18 protein-coding genes and 2 pseudogenes are annotated in these 20,026 nt (G+C 68.8%); 11 read left to right on the top strand and 9 right to left on the bottom strand.

All coding sequences use genetic code 11. The annotated features are described in order from the left end of the window. Positions 1–27: 27 nt before the first annotated feature. The 5 genes from IC63_RS03505 to IC63_RS03525 form a co-directional block, all read right to left on the bottom strand. On the bottom strand, positions 28–987 hold the full coding sequence (locus tag IC63_RS03505; RefSeq protein WP_232222495.1) for an NAD-dependent epimerase/dehydratase family protein: 960 nt from the start codon (positions 985–987) through the stop codon (positions 28–30). Beyond that, positions 987–2,423, bottom strand: a complete 1,437-nt coding sequence (locus IC63_RS03510) for a mannose-1-phosphate guanylyltransferase/mannose-6-phosphate isomerase (protein ID WP_036716951.1) — start codon at positions 2,421–2,423, stop codon at positions 987–989. The genes IC63_RS03505 and IC63_RS03510 overlap by 1 nt, the downstream gene beginning before the upstream one ends. Beyond that, a complete protein-coding gene (gene gmd / locus IC63_RS18370) occupies positions 2,420–3,490 on the bottom strand; it encodes a GDP-mannose 4,6-dehydratase (protein WP_036716952.1) in 1,071 nt (356 codons plus the stop codon). Before gmd ends, IC63_RS03510 begins: the two co-directional genes overlap by 4 nt. Before the next feature lie 6 nt (positions 3,491–3,496). Then, positions 3,497–4,669 carry a DegT/DnrJ/EryC1/StrS family aminotransferase gene (locus IC63_RS18375; RefSeq protein WP_036716954.1) on the bottom strand — a complete coding sequence of 391 codons (1,173 nt, stop codon included), beginning with the start codon at positions 4,667–4,669 and terminating at the stop codon, positions 3,497–3,499. Between the two features lie 147 nt (positions 4,670–4,816). Further along, the gene (locus IC63_RS03525) at positions 4,817–5,374 is read right to left on the bottom strand and encodes a YcbK family protein (protein WP_036716955.1); all 558 of its coding nucleotides are present in this window, start codon (positions 5,372–5,374) and stop codon (positions 4,817–4,819) included. A gap of 358 nt (positions 5,375–5,732) precedes the next feature. On the opposite strand from IC63_RS03525, the gene IC63_RS03530 reads away from it, so the two are divergent. The 6 genes from IC63_RS03530 (at position 5,733) to purU (ending at position 11,519) form a co-directional block, all read left to right on the top strand. Continuing rightward, entirely contained in the window at positions 5,733–7,283 is a 1,551-nt protein-coding gene (locus tag IC63_RS03530) for a L,D-transpeptidase family protein (protein ID WP_052041845.1), read from the top strand. Positions 7,284–7,309: 26 nt separating this feature from the next. Beyond that, positions 7,310–8,410, top strand: coding sequence for a UDP-3-O-(3-hydroxymyristoyl)glucosamine N-acyltransferase (gene lpxD / locus IC63_RS03535; RefSeq protein WP_036716957.1), 1,101 nt, complete (start codon positions 7,310–7,312; stop codon positions 8,408–8,410). Positions 8,411–8,422: 12 nt separating this feature from the next. Beyond that, positions 8,423–8,695, top strand: coding sequence for an acyl carrier protein (locus IC63_RS03540; RefSeq protein ID WP_036716959.1), 273 nt, complete (start codon positions 8,423–8,425; stop codon positions 8,693–8,695). An 80-nt stretch (positions 8,696–8,775) separates the two neighbouring features. Then, positions 8,776–9,984 carry a beta-ketoacyl-[acyl-carrier-protein] synthase family protein gene (locus IC63_RS03545; RefSeq protein WP_036717031.1) on the top strand — a complete coding sequence of 403 codons (1,209 nt, stop codon included), beginning with the start codon at positions 8,776–8,778 and terminating at the stop codon, positions 9,982–9,984. A 319-nt stretch (positions 9,985–10,303) separates the two neighbouring features. Then, positions 10,304–10,627 (top strand): 2Fe-2S iron-sulfur cluster-binding protein, encoded by a 324-nt coding sequence (locus IC63_RS03555; protein WP_036716962.1) that lies wholly within the window; start codon positions 10,304–10,306, stop codon positions 10,625–10,627. Positions 10,628–10,634: 7 nt separating this feature from the next. Continuing rightward, the gene (gene purU / locus IC63_RS03560; RefSeq protein ID WP_036716964.1) at positions 10,635–11,519 is read left to right on the top strand and encodes a formyltetrahydrofolate deformylase; all 885 of its coding nucleotides are present in this window, start codon (positions 10,635–10,637) and stop codon (positions 11,517–11,519) included. 18 nt (positions 11,520–11,537) lie between these two features. Here the strand turns inward: purU and IC63_RS03565 are convergent, their stop codons facing one another. The 3 genes from IC63_RS03565 to IC63_RS03575 form a co-directional block, all read right to left on the bottom strand. Then, positions 11,538–12,191, bottom strand: coding sequence for a TetR/AcrR family transcriptional regulator (locus IC63_RS03565; RefSeq protein ID WP_036716965.1), 654 nt, complete (start codon positions 12,189–12,191; stop codon positions 11,538–11,540). 174 nt (positions 12,192–12,365) lie between these two features. Then, entirely contained in the window at positions 12,366–14,186 is a 1,821-nt protein-coding gene (gene typA, locus IC63_RS03570; RefSeq protein ID WP_036716967.1) for a translational GTPase TypA, read from the bottom strand. Between the two features lie 324 nt (positions 14,187–14,510). Then, the gene (locus tag IC63_RS03575) at positions 14,511–14,762 is read right to left on the bottom strand and encodes a hypothetical protein (RefSeq protein ID WP_156965334.1); all 252 of its coding nucleotides are present in this window, start codon (positions 14,760–14,762) and stop codon (positions 14,511–14,513) included. Between the two features lie 75 nt (positions 14,763–14,837). Here IC63_RS03575 and IC63_RS03580 point away from each other — a divergent pair, with 75 nt between their 5' ends. The 4 genes and pseudogenes from IC63_RS03580 (at position 14,838) to IC63_RS03595 (ending at position 18,247) form a co-directional block, all read left to right on the top strand. Next, complete coding sequence (locus IC63_RS03580) at positions 14,838–15,329, top strand: MarR family winged helix-turn-helix transcriptional regulator (RefSeq protein WP_036716970.1); 492 nt, start codon at positions 14,838–14,840, stop codon at positions 15,327–15,329. Between the two features lie 272 nt (positions 15,330–15,601). Continuing rightward, positions 15,602–16,396 (top strand): annotated as a pseudogene (locus IC63_RS03585) (fumarylacetoacetate hydrolase family protein); the annotation flags it as partial. Between the two features lie 158 nt (positions 16,397–16,554). Beyond that, positions 16,555–16,941 (top strand): TRAP transporter small permease, encoded by a 387-nt coding sequence (locus IC63_RS03590; protein WP_269634657.1) that lies wholly within the window; start codon positions 16,555–16,557, stop codon positions 16,939–16,941. Continuing rightward, positions 16,938–18,247 (top strand): annotated as a pseudogene (locus tag IC63_RS03595) (TRAP transporter large permease). Before IC63_RS03590 ends, IC63_RS03595 begins: the two are co-directional and overlap by 4 nt. Before the next feature lie 42 nt (positions 18,248–18,289). Here IC63_RS03595 and hppD read toward each other — a convergent pair. After that, entirely contained in the window at positions 18,290–19,381 is a 1,092-nt protein-coding gene (gene hppD, locus IC63_RS03600; protein WP_036716971.1) for a 4-hydroxyphenylpyruvate dioxygenase, read from the bottom strand. Positions 19,382–19,512: 131 nt separating this feature from the next. Here hppD and IC63_RS03605 point away from each other — a divergent pair, with 131 nt between their 5' ends. Beyond that, positions 19,513–19,968 carry an Lrp/AsnC family transcriptional regulator gene (locus IC63_RS03605; RefSeq protein ID WP_036716973.1) on the top strand — a complete coding sequence of 152 codons (456 nt, stop codon included), beginning with the start codon at positions 19,513–19,515 and terminating at the stop codon, positions 19,966–19,968. Positions 19,969–20,026: the final 58 nt, after the last annotated feature.

Here is a 20,026-nt window from a genome sequence, read left to right on the forward strand (position 1 = left end):
CACGCCCCGCCGGCGCCGCCCCTTGGCCTAAGTCGCCCCGCGACCGCGTGCAACCCGCGTTTCCGCCCCCTCCCGGCAGGCGGCCACGGCGGCGGCGATGGCGGCGCGGGTCTCGGCCTCGGTCGGCGGGGCATAGCCCAAAGCGCGGGCCCGGGCCGAGGACATCAGCTTGGCGCGCATCCCCTCGGGCCGGGTCAGGTCGTGGGTGAAGCGCCCGTGCCAGCCCGCGGCCTCGGCGACCATGCGGTAATAGTCGTTGACCGAATGATCGACCTCGGCGCCGACATTCAGCACCGGCGGCAGCCGGTCGAGGCCGGGCAGGGCGGTCAGCACGAAGCGGGCGAGGTGGTCGGCGTCCAGGAACTCGCGCCGCGCGGTGCCGCTGCCCCAGATCTCGACTTCGTCCCCGCCGGCCGCTTGCGCCGCCACGACCTTGGCGATGGCCGCGGCCAGCAGATGCGAGGCTGCCGAGCCGAAATGATCGCCGGTGCCGAACAGGTTCGGCGGGATCAGCGTGCGATAGGCCAGCCCGTGCTGGCGGGACAGGTAGTCGCACAGCCGCGCGCCGGTGATCTTGGCCAGCGCATAGCCCTCGTTGGTGGGCTCGAGCGGGGCGGCGAGGACATCCTCCTCGACCAGCGGCTGGCGGTGATCGCGCGGATACATGCAGGACGAGCCGAGAAAGACCAGCCGCGGCACGCCGGCGGCAGCCGCCCCCGCGATCACCGCGTCGTTCATCCGCAGGTTGTGAAGCAGGAAGCCCGCCGGGTCGTCGATATTGGCCTGGATGCCGCCGACCCGCGCCGCGGCATGGATCACCGCGTCGACCGGGTTGGCCGCATACCAGCCCGCCACGGCGGCGCGGTCGGTCAGATCCAGATCGGCGCGCGACGGGGCGAGCAGAGCGACGCCCGGCGCGACGTCCGGAGCAAGCCGGCGGATCGCGCCGCCCAGCATCCCCGATCCTCCGGTCAGCAGGACCCGCATCAGGACCGCGCGTAGACGTCGTCGTAACGGATGATGTCGTCCTCGCCCAGATAGACGCCGGTCTGGACCTCGATCAGCACCATCGGCACCTTGCCGGGGTTTTCCATCCGGTGGACGGCGCCCAGCGGCACGTAGATCGACTGGTTCTCGGTCACCAGCGTCACCTTGTCGTCGACGGTCACTCGCGCCGTGCCACTGACCACGATCCAGTGTTCGGCCCGGTGGACATGGCTTTGCAGCGACAGCGCGGCGCCGGGATGGACGACGATGCGCTTGACCTGGAACCGCTCGCCCAGGACCAGCGTCTCGAACCAGCCCCAGGGGCGGTGGTCGCGCAGGAAGCTTTCCGCCTGCCGGATGCCGCGGGACTTCAGCGCGCTGACCGCCTGGCGGACGTCCTGGGCGCGGGTCATGTCGGCGACCAGCACGGCATCGCCGGTGGCCACGACCATCGTGTCCTTCAGCCCGATGCCCACCACCTGCATCCCCTCGTCGTCCGAGCGCAGCAGCACGTTGTCGCAGTCGATCGCGGTGGACCGGAGATCGGCCACCACCCCGCGCCAGGCGGGCTTGTCGACCTGCGCCTCGCGCCAGATCGCGTCCCAGCCGCCCAGGTCCGACCAGTGATCGGCAAAGCGCACGACCGACAGGTTGTCGGCCTTTTCCATCACCGCATAGTCGATCGACAGGTCGGGCAGCGCCTGCCACGGCTCGGCCGCAAGCCGGGTGAAGCCCAGATCGCGGGTGGCGCCGTCCAGCGCCGCCTCGACCGGGGGGATGAAGTCGGGGGCGTGGGTGCGGAACGCCTGAATTATGGTGCGGGCGGTGAACAGGAAGATGCCGGCGTTCCACAGGAACCGGCCGTCGCGCAGCATCGCCTCGGCGGTCGCGGCGTCGGGCTTTTCGACGAAGCGGCGCAGCGGCGCGGGGCCCGCACTGTCGTCCGACAGTTCGAGCCAGCCATAGCCGGTCTCGGGGCGGGTCGGTTGGATGCCGAAGGTGACGATCCGCCCGGCCTGCGCCAGCGGCACACCCTGATCGACGGCGCGGCCGAACGCCTCGTCATCCGGCACCACGTGGTCCGACGGCGCGACGAGGATCAGCGTGTCGGGATCGCTGCGCGCCAGATGCAGCGCCGCGGCCAGCACCGCGGGGGCGGTGTTGCGGGCGGCAGGCTCGATCAGGACGCCGGCCGGCGCGACGCCGATATCGGCCAGCTGCTCGGTCACGATAAAGCGGAAATCGGCCCCGGTCAGGATCAGCGGCGCGGCATAGCGCGCCCCCGACAGCCGCCTGGCCGAGGCCTGGAACAGCGATTCGTGGCCGACCAGCGGCGCGAACTGCTTGGGAAACGACTTGCGCGACACCGGCCACAGCCGCGTCCCCGACCCGCCGGAGAGCAGCACCGGAACCACGGGAGAGAGGGGGGCGGTCATTCCAGCACCCCGTAGGCGCGCCGCGCGAGGCGTTCGGTTTCCAGCAGCCGCAGGTCGGCGGCGACCATCTCGGAGACCAGCTCGGCAAAGCCGATCCGGGGCGACCAGCCCAGCTGCGCCCTCGCCTTGCTGGCGTCGCCGCGCAGCTCGGGCACCTCGGAGGGGCGGAAATAGACCGGGTCAATCTCGATCAGGCACCGGCCGGTCGCCGCGTCGACGGCGGTTTCCTCGACGCCGGAGCCGCGCCAGTCCAGGGTGATGCCGATCTGCGCGAAGGCGTGGTTGCAGAAATCGCGGACGCTGTGGGATCGGCCGGTCGCCAGCACGTAGTCGTCGGGCCGGTCCTGCTGCAGCATCAGCCACATCCCCTCGACATAATCCCGCGCGTGGCCCCAGTCGCGCAGCGCGTCGAGATTGCCCAGATACAGCCGGTCCTGCAGCCCCAGCGCGATGGCAGCGACGGCGCGGGTGATCTTGCGGGTCACGAAGGTTTCGCCGCGGATCGGGCTTTCGTGGTTGAACAGGATGCCGTTGGCCGCGAACATCCCGTAGGCCTCGCGGTAGTTCACGGTGATCCAGTAGGCGTAAAGCTTGGCCGCCGCATAGGGCGAGCGCGGGTGGAACGGCGTCGTTTCCGACTGCGGCGCGGGGCTGGTGCCGAACAGCTCGGAGCTTGAGGCCTGGTAGAAGCGGGTGGTCTCGGCCAGGCCCAGCAGGCGCATCGCCTCGAGCAGGCGCAGCGCGCCCAGGGCGTCGGCATTGGCGGTGTATTCCGGCATCTCGAAGCTGACCCGGACGTGGCTTTGCGCGGCGAGATTGTAGATCTCGTCCGGGCGCACCTCGGCCAGGGTGCGGATCAGCGCGGTGGCGTCGGTGGTGTCACCGTGATGCAGGTGGAAATCGCTGCCCGCGTGTTCATCGATCCGCAGGTGGTCGATGCGGCCGGTGTTGAAGCTGGACGAGCGGCGCTTGATGCCGTGGACGGCATAGCCGCGGGCCAGCAGGAACTCGGCCAGATAGGCGCCGTCCTGGCCGGTGATGCCGGTGATGAGGGCAGTCTTGGTCATCTGTGCTCAGCGATTGCGCGTCACGGTTTCGACCACCTCTGCCAGACGGGCGATCTGGGGCGCCAGCGGATAGTGGTGATTGCCGACGAAAAGCCCGTCGGTATCGACCCGCTCGGCCACCGGGACGGGGCCGGCGACGCTGTGGTCCAGCCTGGCAATCACCGGGTTGGCGAGGAAGTTGCCGGTCACGATCGGGCGCGATTCGATCCCGGCCGCACTCAACGCCGCGACCAGTTCCGCGCGGCGCCCGGCCAGCCGGCGCTTGAGCAGCATCGAGAAGCCGAACCACGACGAGGCGCCGTTTTCCTGCTGGATATCCAGGTCGGGATGGTCGGCGAAGGCCTTGACGAACAGCGCCGCGTTGTCGCGTCGCGCGGCGACGAAGCCGTCCAGCTTGGCCAGTTGGGTCTGCCCCAGCGCGCCCTCCATCTCGATCGGGCGCAGGTTGTAGCCGGGCAGCACGAAGCGGAACTGGCGCAGGAACGGGTCGGGGTCGCGAGGCAGGTGGGTGTCCTCGGGCAGGTCGCGGGTCCAGCCATGCGCGCGCAGGGACAGCATGGTGTCATAAAGCCGGCGGTCGTCGGTGACGACCATCCCGCCTTCCATCGTCGAGATATGGTGCGAGAAAAAGCTCGAGAACGTGCCGCACAGGCCGAAAGTGCCCGCCTGCCGCCCCGCCAGCGTGGCGCCCATCGATTCGCAGTTGTCCTCGACCAGGATCAGGCCGCGGTCGTCGCAGAGCGTGCGCAGCCGGTCCAGCGTTGCGGGGTTGCCCAGCAGGTTCACGACCAGGATCGCGCGGGTGCGCGGCGTGATCGCCGCCTCGGCCAGGGCCGGATCGAGGTTCAGCGTCCCCGCCTCGATATCGACGAAGCGCAGGCGCAACCCGAGCTGGCTGACCGGGAAATAGGTGGTGGACCAGCCGACGGTCGGCACGATCACCTCGTCGCCAGGTTTCAGCCCCAGGTCCGGGTGCCACAGGCAGGCCGCCAGCGCCAGCAGGTTGGCGGTCGATCCCGACGAGGTCATCACCGCGTGGCGGCTGCCGAAATGGGCGGCAAAGGCGTCCTCGTAGCGGCGGACCTCGGGGCCCATGGTGAAGCGGCCGCTGGCGATGACGCGATGGAGCGCGTCGATTTCATCCTGGTCCCAGGTCGATGAGGCGAGCGGATAGAACATCAGCCGGCACGCATTCGCAGGATAAGTCCGGACGCCGGCGAGACGCGGGCCGACGCGCCGCTTTGGACGGCGAAATCACGCACGGGTGCGGGGTTTCGATGGGAAGAATCGTGCGGGCCCGTCAGCAGGCCCATCCAGCCGGGAATGTCAGCCGCCCCAGTTGCGCAGCGGGCCGCAATCCATGTGCACGAAGTTCGAGCGCGAGTACTTGCCGACGCCACCCGCGCGACAGGACATGGCGGCCTTGTACATCTGCCCGACCGAGCGCGATTTCAGCCGCAGGTCGGCGGCCTTGCCCGACATGTGCAGCGAGTTGCGCGCCACCGCGCCGCTGCGCGATCGCAGCATGGCGTTGGTCTTGGGCGAGCGGTAGCCCGACAGCATCATGTAGGGTTCATTGGTCTGCAGCAGGCGGTGGCTGGCAGCGGCGATGTCGATGGTGCGCGGGTCGATGCCGATCACCTGTCCGGTGCGCCAGTCGCGCATGAAGATGTTGATCTCGTTCAGGGCGTCCCGGACGTATTTGCCTTCGACCCAGTAGACGGTGTCGATGCTTTCGCCGGTCCGGCCGGAATACATCCGGACCCGTCGATAGTCGCCAGCGCCACGGATGATCCCGAAGGCGTTCGCCATCACCGGGGCAGCCGCCACGGTCGTGGCAGCGAAGACGCCCAGAAGGCCGCGGCGCGAGAATTCGAAGGTCATGTTCAGATCCGCCTGTCCTGCGTTCTTATCTGTGCCGTTTACGGCTCGTCCGGTTTACCCCGGAATGCTTAACAATATGTCACCAAGCGAATGGATGCGGAACCGTGAGTTCCATTCAAGCGCGGAATCGTGCCATAGTAAGCGGAAAATTGCCGACACCCAATTCGCCGTTACCGCAAAGACGCAACATGAGGCGGGAATGCCACGCAAAGTGTTAATTTGTCGCACCTCTGCTTGCGCGTCGCTACGGGTGCCCGACATAGGGCGGATGGTGTGCCAAAGACAGCCGGCCGCACGGCCCCTTCCTCCGATTCGCCGCCGGGCGCGGCTTTGGGCCGCCCTGGTCGCGCTGACGGTGATGCCGCAGCTGGCGCTGGCCGATGCCCCCGCGCCGCGGCTCGACTTCACGGCTGACGAAATGCAGCTGGCTCTGGCGGTGTCGGGCGATGCGGGGCTCGCGGCCTGGTATGGCAAGACGGGCCTCGCGCCGCTGTTCACGGCGCCGGACGGCGCGCGGCTGCGCTCGGCGCTGGTCCTCGCGATGGGGACCGCGCGCAGCCACGGCCTGCCGGACGTCTATGACGACGCCGCGCTGGCCGCCATGGACGGCCAGACCGGCCCTGCGGCCGAGGCCGCCTTTGCCCGGGGCTTTTCCCGCTGGACCCACGATGTCGGCGGCGGGATCCTGACCCCGCGCAGCGTCGATCCGGGGATCCGCCGCGACGTGCCGCGGGTTGCGACCGAAACACTGCTGGCGCGGTTTGCCGCGGCTAACGATCCCGCGGCGATGCTCGACACGGTGCCGCCGCAGTCCCGCGATTACCGCCGCCTGCGCGAGGCGCTCGCGGCCGAGATCGGGCCGGGCGTCGGGGCCGACGTGCCGCTGGTGCCGGAGGGGAACTGGCGCGAGGGGATGCAGGATCGGGGCGTCTCGGCGCTGCGCACCCGGCTGGCCGCGATGGGCTTTGCCGCCGACAGCGCGGTCCCGGACCTGTTCGACGCCCCGCTCGCCGAACAGGTCGCCGGGTTCCAGCGCCGCGTCGGCCTGCGCCCGGACGGGATCGCGGGGCCGCGCACCGTCGCCCGGCTGAACGGCCGCGGCACAGGGTTGCGCGGGCTGCTGATCGCGCTTGAGCGGATGCGCTGGATGGGGACCCACGATCTCGACGCGCGCATGGTCTGGGTCAACCTGCCCGAGTTCACCGCCGAGGTGCGCGAGGGCGGCCACACCGTCTTCGAGACCCGCGCCGTCATCGGCAAGAGCGACCCCGAGATGCGGACCCCGGAATTCTCCGACGAGATGGAGCATGTCGTCGTGAACCCGCGCTGGAACGTCCCGCGCTCGATCACCGTCAAGGAATACCTGCCGCGGCTGCAGAAGAACCGCAACGCCGTCGCGCATCTGGATATCGTGGACGGGCGCGGGCGGGTGGTGGCGCGGGACGGGATCGACTTTGGCCGCTACACGGCCGCGACCTTCCCCTATCGCATGCGGCAGAAACCCAGCGAGGACAACGCCTTGGGCGAGGTCAAGTTCATCTTCCCGAACAGCATGAACATCTACTTGCATGACACGCCATCGAAAGGACTTTTCGGCGAATCCCGCCGGGCGTTCTCGCATGGCTGCATCCGCATCGGGCGGCCGGTGGACCTTGCCCATGTGCTGCTGCAGGGCAGCGCCGCCGACCCGGCGGCGCGCTATGCCAGGGCCCGGGCGTCAGGCAAGGAGACCTATCTGGAGCTGAAGCCGCATCTGCCCGTCCACCTGGTCTATTTCACCACCGTCGTGGACGAGGATGGCAGCATCCGGCATTTCGGCGACGTCTATGGCCGTGACGCTGCGGTATGGGCGGCGCTGCAGAAGGCGGGCGCCGCCGCCGGACTGGAAACCGCGGCGCTGACCGACTAGGTGTCCTCCGGGAACCGGAGGCCGTCATGACCATCACCCTCGCCGAACTCGCGCAGGCTCTGGATGCCCGGCTGTGGGGCGACGGATCGCTGCGGGTGAGCGGCGCGGCCGAGCCGTCCGAGGCGGGGCTCGCGCCGGACGGGACCGTGCGCGTCGCCCTGGCGATGACCCCGGCCTATGCCGAGACGCTGTCCCCCGGCGGCGCTGCGCTGCTGGCCGAGGGGATGGACCCGGCCGCGTATGATCTCGCCGGCGCGGTCATCGTGCCGCGTCCGCGGCTGGCGATGGCGGCGCTGACCCGCTCGCTGGACCGGGCCGCCGACATGGCGCCGGGGGTGCATCCCACGGCGGTGATCCACCCGTCGGCGCAGATCGGCGCGGGGGCCGCGACCGGACCCTTCGTGGTGATCGGCCCCGAGGTGCGGATCGGGCCGGGGGCGCGCATTGCGGCCCATGTCAGCATCGGTGCGGGCAGCGTCATTGGCGCCGATGCGCTGATCCACGCCGGCGTCCGCATCGGGCACGGGGTGACCGCTGGCGACCGACTGATCGTCCAGCCCGGGGCGGTGATCGGCGCGGACGGGTTCTCCTTCGTCACGCCGGACACTTCGGGCGTCGAGGAAATCCGCCGAACCCTTGGAACGCGCGGTGAAATCCGCGACCAGCACTGGGTTCGCATCCATTCCCTGGGCGGGGTCGAGCTGGGCGATGATGTCGAGATCGGGGCCAATTCCACCATCGACCGCGGCACCATCCGCGCGACCTCGATCGGGTCGGGGACCAAGCTGGATAACCTCGTCCATGTCGGCCACAACGTGCAGGTCGGCCGCGACTGCCTGCTGTGCGGGCAGGTCGGCATCGCCGGGTCCTCGCAGATCGGCGACCGGGTGGTGCTGGCCGGCCAATGCGGCGTCTCGGACAACATCCGGGTCGGCGACGACGTGATCGCCGGCGGGGCGAGCAAGATCTTCACCAACGTCCCGGCCGGCCGCGTCATCCTCGGCGCCCCCGCCACGCGGATGGAGACGCAGGTCGAGATCAACAAGGCCATCCGCCGTCTGCCGCGCATGGCCGCGCAGTTGGCCGAGCTTCAGAAAACCGTTATACGCCTGATGCAGAAGGGCTGACCGGAGGTATCCATGTCCACAGACCCGCAAAGCGTCCGCGACCGCATCGTCGCGATCATCGCCGAACAGGCGATGCTGGACCCGTCCGAGATCTCGGTCGAGGCGACGCCGGCCGATCTGGGCATCGACAGCCTGGGCCTGGTCGAATCGATCTTTGCTATCGAGGAGGCGTTCGACATCTCGATCCCGTTCAACGCCAACGAGCCCGAGAAATCGGACTTCGACATCTCGAACATGGGCGCGATCATCGCCGCGGTCGAAAAGCTGGTGGCCGAAAAGGCATGACCGCCGGGTCGGGTCAGCGCGACGGGGCCGCTCCTGCCGCCTCGGGGCCTGCGGGCTACGTCCCGCCGCCGGTCCCGGGACTGCGCCGGGTCGCGATCACCGGAATGGGGACGGTGAACGCGCTGGGCCGCAACGTCGCCGATACGCTGGCCGCGCTGCGCGAGGGCCGCTGCGGCATCGGCGAGCTGCATTTCCAGGATGTCGAGCGGCTGTCGGTCCGCATCGGCGCGCAGGTCCGCGACTGGGACCCCGAGGCCTATTTCAACCGCCAGCAGATCTCGCTGTATGACAAGTTCACCCAGTTCACCCTTCTGGCCGCGAAAGAGGCCGTGGGTCAGTCCGGGCTGGATTTCCAGGGCGAGCTGGGGCTGTGTTCCGGCGTCATCCTGGGCACTGCCGGCGGCGGGCTGAACACCTGGGACGAAAACTATCGCATCGTCTATGAAGAGGGGAAGAACCGCGTTCATCCCTTCGTCGTGCCCAAGCTGATGAACAACGCCGCGGCCAGCCATGTCAGCATGGAGTTCGGGTTGCGCGGACCGGCCTTCACTGTGGCTACCGCCTGCGCCAGTTCCAACCACGCGATGGGGCTGGCCTTCCAGATGGTCCGGTCCGGGGCGGCGCGGGTGATGCTGGCCGGCGGGTCCGAGGCGATGCTCTGCTTTGGCGGCGTCAAGGCGTGGGAGGGGCTGCGGGTCATGTCCCGCGACGCCTGCCGCCCGTTTTCCGCCAACCGCAACGGCATGGTGCAGGGCGAGGGCGCGGGCGTCTTCGTCTTCGAGGACTGGGACCACGCCCGGGCGCGGGGCGCCGACATCCTGGCCGAGGTGGTGGGCTTTGCGATGTCGTCGGACGCGCAGGACATCGTCATGCCCTCAGCGCAGGGGGCCGAACGCGCCATCGCCGGGGCGATGCGGGATGCCGAGCTGAACCCCGAAGACATCGGCTACATCAACGCCCACGGCACCGGCACCGCGGCCAACGACAAGACCGAATGTGCCGCCGTGGCCCACGCCTTTGGTCCCCACGCGGACCGGCTGATGATCTCGTCTACCAAGTCGATGCACGGGCATCTGATCGGCGGCACCGGCGCGGTCGAACTGCTGGCCTGCATCATGGCGCTGCGCGACGGGATCATCGCGCCGACCATCGGCTACGAGGAACCCGACCCGGAATGCGCCCTGGACGTGGTGCCGAACGTGGCACGCGAGGCGCGGGTGGATGCGGTGCTGTCGAACGCCTTCGCCTTTGGCGGGCTGAACGCCGTCATCGCCCTGCGCCGCGCCTGAGCGTCAGGCCGCGCGGCCGGCGTTTTCGGCGGGTATCGACCCGGCCGGGACGATCGCACCCGTGACGGCCGGCTGAGCGGCGCTGTCTGCCCCCGGATCGTCCGTGCAGGCGAATTGCCAGCGCTGGCTGCGCTGGCGGTGAATCAGACGGCGGTGGCCGCGACGGGTCATGGGAATCGCTTTCGGTTCGTGGTCCGTCACGATGTGCCACGCCGAGGTTGCCATCCGGTAAACGACGCCATCTTTCCATCCCGGGGATGATCGCCTATCCCGTGCCCGGAACGAGGCGGCGGACCGCCACAGAGGCAGGACACAGGGCATGGCGAAGATCACCTATATCGAATGGAACGGCACCCGGCACGAGGTCGAGGTGCGCCCCGGCATGACGGTGATGGAAGGCGCCCGCGACAACGGCATCCCCGGGATCGAGGCCGATTGCGGCGGCGCCTGCGCCTGTTCGACCTGCCACGTCTACGTCGCGCCGGAATGGGTCGACCGCCTGCCGCCCAAGGACCCGATGGAGGCGGACATGCTGGATTTCGCCTATCACCCCGACCCCGAACGCTCGCGCCTGACCTGCCAGCTCAAGGTCAGCGACGCGCTGGACGGGCTGGTCGTGCAGATGCCCGAAAAGCAGATCTGAGCGGGCGATGACCGATCTCGTCCTGACCGTCGCCTGTCCGTCCCGGCGCGGCATCGTCGCGGCGGTGGCCGGGTTCCTGGCCGAGCACGGCTGCAACATCACCGACTCGGCCCAGTTCGACGATCTGGCCAACGGCCGGTTCTTCATGCGGGTCAGCTTTCGCAGCGAGACCGGCGCCGACGTGGCCACCCTGCGCGACGGCTTCGCCGCCATCGCCGAGCCCTTCGGCATGGACTGGGCGATCCACGATCCGGCCCGGCGGATGCGGGTGCTGCTGATGGTGTCGGGCTTCGGCCACTGCCTGAACGACATCCTGTATCGCTGGCGGATCGGGGCGCTGCCGATCGACATCGTGGGCGTGGTATCGAACCACCTGACCTATCAGAAGGTCGTGGTGAACCACGACCTGCCTTTCCACCACGTCCCCGTCACCAAGGCCCGCAAGGCCGAGGCCGAGGCGCGGCTGATGGAGATCGTCGACGAAACCGGGACCGAGCTGGTCGTGCTGGCGCGCTACATGCAGGTGCTGTCGGACGCCATCTGCCAGCGCATGTCGGGGCGGATCATCAACATCCACCATTCCTTCCTGCCCAGCTTCAAGGGCGCGAACCCCTACAAGCAGGCCTATGATCGCGGGGTCAAGCTGATCGGCGCGACGGCGCATTACGTCACCGCCGACCTGGACGAGGGCCCGATCATCGAGCAGGACACCGTGCGGGTCACCCACGCCCAGTCGCCCGAGGATTACGTGAGCCTCGGCCGCGACGTCGAGGCGGTGGTGCTGTCGCGCGCGATCCACGCCCATATCAACCACCGGGTGTTCTTGAACGACGAACGCACGGTCGTGTTTCCGGCCAGCCCCGGTGGCTACGCCTCCGAGAAGATGGGCTGACCCCCCGGCGCCCGGGCGTCAGGCGGGCCGCGGCGGTGTGGCCGTCGCACCCGGCCGCGCTTGAGCCTCGGCCGCGTCATCCTGGGTCGCGCCGGTTCGTTTGCCTGGGCCGGCGGCCAGCAGCAGGTCGACGAAGTCCTCGACCGTGGCCATCAGGTCGGCCTCGCTGTCGCCCGTGGACGGCAGCCACAGTTCCAGGTGGTCTTCCAGCGCCAGGTCGGTGAAGCCATACAGGAATGCGCGCGCGATCACCGCGCGGCGCGATGGCGGGCAATCGGTTTCCCCCAGGAAACGGCGGACCAGGGGCACGAAGCTCGCATCATACAGGCGCGCGATCGAGTCGGTCTGCCGCGGCTGCAGGACCTGGGTGGTCAGGACGCAATACAGCTTGGGATTTTCCAGGGCAAAGTGGATATACGCCCGCGCCAAGGCGATCAGAGAGGCGCGGTCGTCGCCGATCGGGACCGCGACCAGCGCCCGCGTCATCTCGTCCGCCAGCCGCGCGATGCCGAAGGTGCCGATCGCCTCGTCCAGCGCATCCTCGTCCTTGAACATCGTCCGGGCCACGTCCAAGTCGATGCCGACCCGGCGCGCCACGTCCGCCATGTCGATCCTGGTGACGCGGCGTTCGTGCAGCTGATCGATCGCCGCCAGGATCATCCGGTCGATCATCGAGTCCGTATCGGTCGCCGCGCCACCCAATGCCTTCCCGCCCTCGTCGACATGTCTACACCTCATACATGCCCGAATGCCGGCGAGCGGGCAAGAACAACGGCATAGCCGGGTCGCGACGCGGGAACCGCCGCGCCGCGGCGCGGTGGCAGCAGCCCCGCCGCGGCCGCCGGCTCAGCCCTCGGCGCGGGCCTGCCGCTTGCGCTCGTGCGGGTCCAGGTGGCGCTTGCGCAGCCGGACGATCTTGGGCGTAACCTCGACCAGCTCGTCGTCGTCGATATAGGCGATGGCCTCTTCCAGCGACATCCGCACCGGGGGCGTCAGCCGCACCGCCTCGTCGGTCCCCGAGGCGCGGACGTTGGTCAGCTTCTTGCCCTTGAGCGGGTTCACCTCCAGGTCGTTGTCGCGGGAATGTTCGCCGATGATCATCCCCTCATAGACCTGTTCCTGCGCGCCGATGAACAGCTTGCCGCGTTCTTCCAGATTCCACAGCGCGTAGGCCACCGAAACCCCGTTCTCCATCGAGATCAGCACGCCCTGCCGGCGGCCCGCGATCGGGCCCTTGTAGGGGGCCCAGTCGTGGAAGATGCGGTTCAGCACGCCGTTGCCACGCGTGTCGGTCATGAATTCGCCCTGATAGCCGATCAGCCCGCGCGAGGGGACATGGGCCACGATCCGGGTCTTGCCGTGCCCGGCCGGGCGCATCTCGACCAGGTCGCCCTTGCGGGCGCCGGTCAGCTTGTCGATCACCGTGCCGGTATAGTCGTCATCGACGTCGATGATGACCTCCTCGACCGGCTCCAGCCGCTCGCCGCCGTCCTCGCGGAAGATGACGCGGGGGCGCGAGATCGACAGCTCGAAGCCCTCGCGGCGCATGTTCTCGATCAGCACGCCCATCTGCAGCTCGCCCCGGCCCGAGACGACGAAGGCGTCGCCGCCGGGCGTGTCCTCGACCTTGATGGCGACGTTCGATTCGGCCTCCTTCATCAGCCGCTCGCGGATCACCCGCGACTGGACCTTGGTGCCGTCGCGGCCGGCCAGCGGGCTGTCGTTGATCCCGAAGGTCACGCTGATGGTCGGCGGGTCGATCGGCTGGGCGGGCAGGGGGGCGTCGACCTCGGGCGCGCAGATCGTGTCTGCGACGGTGGCCTTGGCCATGCCGGCGAGCGTCACGATGTCGCCCGCCTCGGCCACGTCGATCGGCGTCTGGGTCAGGCCGCGGAAGGCGAGGATCTTGGAGATGCGGAACTGTTCGACCCGCTCGCCGTCGCGGCTCAACGCCTTGACGGTGTCGCCGGCCTTGGCGCGGCCGGCCTCGACCCGGCCGGTCAGCAGCCGGCCCAGGAACGGATCGGCGCCCAGGGTGACGGCGAGCATCTGGAACGGCTCGGCCTCGCGGGCGATCTGCTTCGGCGGCTCGACATGGCGCAGGATCAGGTCGAACAGTGCGCTCATGTCCTGTTTCGGGCCGTCCATCGTCTCGTCGGCCCAGCCGTTCACGCCCGAGGCGTAGACATGCGGAAAATCCAGCTGCGCGTCCGAGGCGCCGAGGTTGGCGAAGAGGTCGAAGACCTCGTTCAGCGTCTGATCCGGCTCGGCCGCGGGCTTGTCGACCTTGTTCAGCACCACGATGGGCCTGAGGCCCAGCGCCAGCGCCTTCGAGGTCACGAACTTGGTCTGTGGCATCGGGCCTTCGGCGGCATCGACCAGCAGGCAAACGCCGTCCACCATCGAGAGAATGCGCTCCACCTCGCCGCCGAAATCGGCGTGGCCGGGGGTGTCGACGATGTTGATCCGGGTCCCCTTCCATTCGACCGAGGTCGCCTTGGCCAGGATGGTGATGCCGCGTTCGCGTTCGATGTCGTTGCTGTCCATCGCGCGTTCCGCGACGGCCTGGTTTTCGCGGAACGACCCCGACTGCTTCAGCAGCTGGTCGACCAGCGTGGTCTTGCCGTGGTCAACATGGGCGATGATGGCGATGTTGCGGATATCCATGAGGGGCGCGCGGTCCTGATCGGAAAGGTTGCGGCCCCCTAGCGCAGACCGGCCCCGCGCGCCACCCCCGGCGTGAGCGGACGGCACGCGACAAGGGTCACGACCATGAACAGCCCGGCGAGGATCACCGAGCCGAACCCCAGCCCCTGCCCGGCCGGGCCGAGATCGAACCCAGTCCGAGGGCGGCGCTGAAGGCGGTGAAGACAGCCGACAGCCCGGCCGCGACCACGGCACCGGCGAGGATGCTGCCCCAGTCGACATAGCCGCGGTCCGTCTGCTGGACGGGCGCGGCGCTGTCGCGGATGCGCGCTTCCGATCATTCCATCAGCGCAGGCCGAGCATCGACAGGATGAACAGGACGACGACGACCAGGCCGACGATGTAGATGATCGAATTCATGACGGGTTCCTTTGTGCTGGATGGGACAGGCGCGCCCCGGTTGCTTTCGGTAAACAGCAGGGAACGGGTCCAGTTCCTTGCGTGGCGGGCTTTCGCGGTTTTGCCAGGCTGCACGGCAGGCCAGCCGACCCGCGGACCAGAGTGATCTTGACCGGCGGGGCAGGGCTCGGGCATCACGGGGGCAACCGTTGCGCCCGCAACGATCCTGCCGCGCAACCGCCCCAGCGCGCGATCCCACGAGGACCGACGACCATGCAGATCGAGACCTTCTTTCCCTATCGGCTCGCCGTCACCGCCGAGGCGTTCTCGCGCCAGCTGGTCGCCGTCTATGGCCGCGAATACGGGCTGTCGCGCGAGGAATGGCGGCTTTTGTTCCTGCTCGAGGATGCCGGGTCGCTGAACTCGTTGGAACTGTCGAACCGCACCTCGCTGGACAAGGTGCAGGTCAGCCGGGCCGCCGCGCGGCTGGAGGGCAAGGGGCTGATCACCCGCGAGATCCTCGACTCCGACCGCCGCCTGCGCGATTTCACCATCACCCCGGCCGGCGAGGCGCTGTTCCTGCGTGCGTTCCGCGATGTGGAACGGCGCGCGGCGGAGATCCTCGGCGCGATGGACCCCGACGACCTCGCGGCGTTCGAACGGGGGGTTGCGGCGCTGGACCAGGCGATGGCGCGCGTGACCCAGCCCGGTAGCGGCCGGGGCGCGGCCTTCCCGCGGCCGCGGGGGGCGGCAGGGGCCGGCTAGGGCGCCGCCGATTTTATTTCATTTGACCCGAATCATCCGGCTGCGGCATATGGTTGCAACTGCAACGACTGCCGGGGAAGGAGGAGCCGATGACCCGTCTGCAGGACGACTATGCCGATTGCTGGGCGTCGCTGGAAAAGACCTTCGATGGCACGCCGGGCGAAAAGTGACCCGCGCTGCTGCGGCCGGGATGGTTGCGGCTGCAACTTTATCGTTGCAATTGTAACGATACTCGTCCATTTTCTCGCTACCAGGAACCACGCAAGGCTGCCATGCAGCACAGCTGGGTCGAATCCGCCAACGATCCCGAGGGCGATTTCCCTCTGGCGAACCTGCCCTATGGGGTGTTCTCGGTGGCCGGCGAGCCGCCCCGCTGCGGCGTCGCCATCGGCGACCGGATCGTCGACCTGGCGGCGGCCGAGCCGGCCGGGCTGATCGACGGGGAGGGCACCTTTGCCCGCCCCGCGCTGAACGACTTCATCGCGCTGGGCCGCGAGACCTGGGCCGCGACCCGCGCCCGGCTGACCGAACTGCTGGCCGCGGAGGGCGGCAACCCCGACCTGCCTACCGTGGCGATGGCCGACGCCACGCTGCACCTTCCGATCCGGGTGACCGAATACACCGACTTCTATGCCTCGAAGAACCACGCCTTCAACGTAGGCGTGCTGTTCCGCGGGCCGGAAAACGCGCTGCCGGCGCAGTGGACCCACATGCCGATCGGCTATAACGGCCGCGCTTCGCCGGTGGTCGTCTCAGGCACCGACCTGCACCGCCCGATGGGCCAGCTGAAGGGCGAGGACGGCCCGATCTGGGCGCCGTGCAGGCGGCTGGACCTGGAACTCGAGATGGGCGCCGTCGTCGGCGCCGACTCGGCGCTGGGCGACCAGGTCAGCGTGGAACAGGCCGAGGCGATGATGTTCGGTTATGTGCTGCTGAACGACTGGTCGGCGCGCGACGTGCAGGCCTGGGAATACCAGCCGCTGGGCCCGTTCCAGTCCAAGGCGCTGGGCACCACCATCAGCCCCTGGATCGTGACAACTGCCGCGCTGGAGCCGTTCCGCTGCGAAGCTACCGGGACGACCACTGGTCGCATGGCGGCGAGGGGCCGGCGGCGCTGAACCAGCCGGCGGATGTCCCCGGCCACATCCCCGGCCGGACCCAGCACCGGGATTCGGCGGCCTATCGCCTGCTCGCCCTGGCCGCCGGCGGGCTGATCCTGGCGCTGATCGCCGTCACCTGCATCGACGTCGTGGGCCGTTATCTGATGAACCGCCCCTTCGGCGGCGCCTATGAGCTGACCCAGATCCTGCTGGCAGCGCTGGTCTTTGCGGCGCTGCCGCTGACCTCGGCCGATGGCGGCCATGTCGAGGTCGACCTCGCCCTGCACCTGTTCCCGCTGCCCGTGCAGCGGGCGATGGCGCGGATCGCGGGCCTCGTGTCCGCGGTGGCGCTGGCCTATTTCGCCTGGCGGCTGGTCCGCATCGGCCTGACCCAGGCCGCCGAACACACCCCCAGCGCCTCGCTGGCCCTGCCGATGGCGCCGCTGGCGTTCCTCGCCGCGGCAAGCTGCGCCGGCTCGGCCGTGGTGATGGCTGCAAGGAGACCCGAATGACGACCTCGCTGATCGCTCTGGCCGTCCTGCTGGCGATGGTCTTCGTCCGGGTGCCCATCGCCTTTGGCATGGCCATCGTCGGCGGCATCGGCTTTGGCCTGCTGCGCGGGTGGGAGCCCGCCGGCGCCATGGTCGGCAACGCCGTCTTTGAAACCGGGCTGAACTATTCGCTGTCGGTGGTGCCGCTGTTCATCTTCATGGGCAACATCCTCGCCGGCTCGGGCATCGCCCAGGGGCTGTTTGCCGCCGCCGACCGCATCTTTGGCCGGATGCGCGGGGGGCTCGCGATGGCGACGGTGCTGTCCTGCGGCGGCTTCTCGGCCGTCTGCGGGTCGTCGCTGGCGACCGCCGCCACGATGACCAAGGTCGCCATGCCCTCGATGCGCCGCTTCGGCTATGCCGACAGCCTGTCCACCGGGGCCATCGCCGCCGGCGGCACGCTGGGCATCCTGATCCCGCCCTCGGTGGTGATGATCGTCTATGGGCTGCTCGTCGAAGGCGAGATCGGCAAGCTGTTCCTGGCCGGCATCATCCCCGGCATTGTCGGCATCCTCGGCTATCTGCTGGCGGTGATGGTTGCGGTGCGGATGAACCCGTCGCTGGCCCCCGCGGTCGGCGAGCCGCTGCCGCTGTCGCGCAGCGACCTGGTCAGCGTGGCCGCGGTGCTGGCGCTGTTCGCCTTCATCATGATCGGCATCTATAGCGGGCTGTTCACCCCGATCGAGGCCGCCGGGATGGGCGCCGCGACAGCGATGATGATCGCGCTGGTGACCGGGGACTCACCCGCCGCGCCCTGTGGACGGCGCTGGTCGACAGCGCCACCGCCTCGGCGATGATCTTCGCGATCATCATCGGGGCCGAGATCTTCGGCAACTTCGTGACCTTTGCGGGCCTGCCGGACGCGCTGTCGGACCTGGTCGATCAACTGGGCCTGTCGCCCTGGATGGTGATGGTCGTCATCGTGCTGATCTACATGGTGCTGGGCTGCTTCCTGGAAAGCCTGTCGATGATCCTGCTGACCGTGCCGGTGTTCTTTCCGCTGGTGTCGGGGATGGATTTCGGGCTGGAAATCCTGTCCAGCCCCGAGGCGGTGATGATCTGGTTCGGCATCATCGTGGTGGTGGTGACGGAAATCAGCCTCATCACCCCGCCGATCGGCATGAACGTGTTCGTGCTGCGCTCGGTGATGCCGGACGTGCCGCTGCGGACGATCTTTCGCGGCGTCTCCTGGTTCTGGGCCTCGGACATCGTGCGGCTGGCGCTGATCGTGGCCGTGCCGTGGCTGTCGCTGGCGCTGTATTCGTGAACCGCGCGCGGCCGGCGTTGACGCGCCGGCCGCCGCAATTTCTCAGGACGCCCTGAGAACGCCGCGGTCGATCTGGTCCTGCTCGATGCTTTCGAAGAGCGCGCGGAAATTGCCCTCGCCAAAGCCGTCATCGCCCTTGCGCTGGATGAATTCGAAGAAGATCGGCCCGATCACCGTCTTCGAGATGATCTGCAGCAGGATGCGCGTCTCGCCGCCATCCACCGCGCCCTCGCCGTCGATCAGGATGCCGTGGCGGGCCATCGCCTCCAGCGGCTCGTCGTGGCCCACGACGCGGTGTCGCGACATCTCGTAATAGCTCATCAGCGGCTTGGGCATGAATTTCAGCCCCCGCGCGGCAATCGCGTCGGTGGCCGAATAGATGTCGTCGCAGCCGACGGCGATATGCTGGATGCCCTCGCAGTTATAGCGCTTGAGGTATTCGACGATCTGCCCGGTCTCGCCCCGGTCCTCGTTGATCGGGATGCGGATGCGGCCGCAGGGCGAGGTCAGGGCGCGGCTGAACAGGCCGGAATACTTGCCCTCGATGTCGAAGAACCGGATCTGGCGGAAGTTGAACAGCCGGCCGTAGAAGTCGAACCAGGTGTCCATGTTCCCCTTGAACACGTTGTGGGTCAGGTGGTCCAGGTAGTGGAAGCCCACCCCGGCCGGCTTGGGCGGGGCGACGAAGTCGAAATCGGCATAGGGGTTGGCGCCCGGGCCATACTGGTCGGTGAAATAGATCAGCAAGCCGCCGATGCCGACGATGGCGGGCCAGTCGACCGTCTTGGCACCCTCGAACGGGGTCGCGCCGTTCCTGACCGCGTGGTCAAAGGCGTGCTGGGCGTCCACCACGCGCCAGGCCATCGCCGGGGCGCAGGGGCCGTGTTCCTCGACGAAATCCCGCGCGTGGCTGCCCGGCTCGTGGGTCAGCACATAGGTGATGTCGCCCTGCTGCCACAACTCGATGGCGCGGGTCTTGTGGCGGGCGGTCAGCGCAAAGCCCATGCGCTGGAACAGTTCCCGGGCGGCGTCGGGGTCGGGGTGGGCAAACTCGACGAACTCGAAGCCGTCGGTGCCGGCGGGGTTCTCGGCGGTGATCCGGGCGCGGGGGGCGTCGTGAGGGAAGGATCCCATGGGCGGAAGGTTCCTGCTGGCGTGTGCTGCGACCAAGTGTCGCGTAGGTTGCCAGCGAGATGGGCGTAAAGTTGGCGGTCTTTGCGACTCACTATGCGTGATCCGCGCGCAGTTTGCGCCTAACATGCGGCATGGACGCAACCGATCTCAAGCTGCTGGCCGCGCTGCAACGCCGCGCCGACATGACCGCGCAGGAGCTGGGCGAGCATCTGAACCTGTCCCCCAGCCAGGCCGCGCGCCGCCGCGCCCGGCTCGAGGCGCAGGGCGTCATCGCGGGCTATCGCGCGCGGCTGGACCCGGCGCGGCTGGGGCTGGACGTGCAGGCCTTCGTCGAGGTCCAGATGACCGCCCACAACGCCGAAAATACCGCCAGTTTCCTGCGGCTGGTCGGCACCCTGCCGCAGGTCGTGGCCTGCTGGACCCTGACCGGAGACGCCGATTATCTGCTGCGGGTCTGGTGCGACGATCTGCTGGCGCTGAACGCGCTGATCCAGAACCGCCTGCTGCCGCATCCGGCGGTGGCGCGGGTGCAAAGCCAGATCGTCATGGACCAGCCCAAGGCCGATGCCGGCCTGCCGCTGGGCTGAAACGCCAAATGAAAAAAGGGACGCTCGCGCGCCCCTTTTCGTCAGGCCGGTCTGGGCT

The sequence above is a fragment of the Paracoccus sphaerophysae genome (assembly GCF_000763805.1).
Lineage (GTDB): Bacteria > Pseudomonadota > Alphaproteobacteria > Rhodobacterales > Rhodobacteraceae > Paracoccus > Paracoccus sphaerophysae.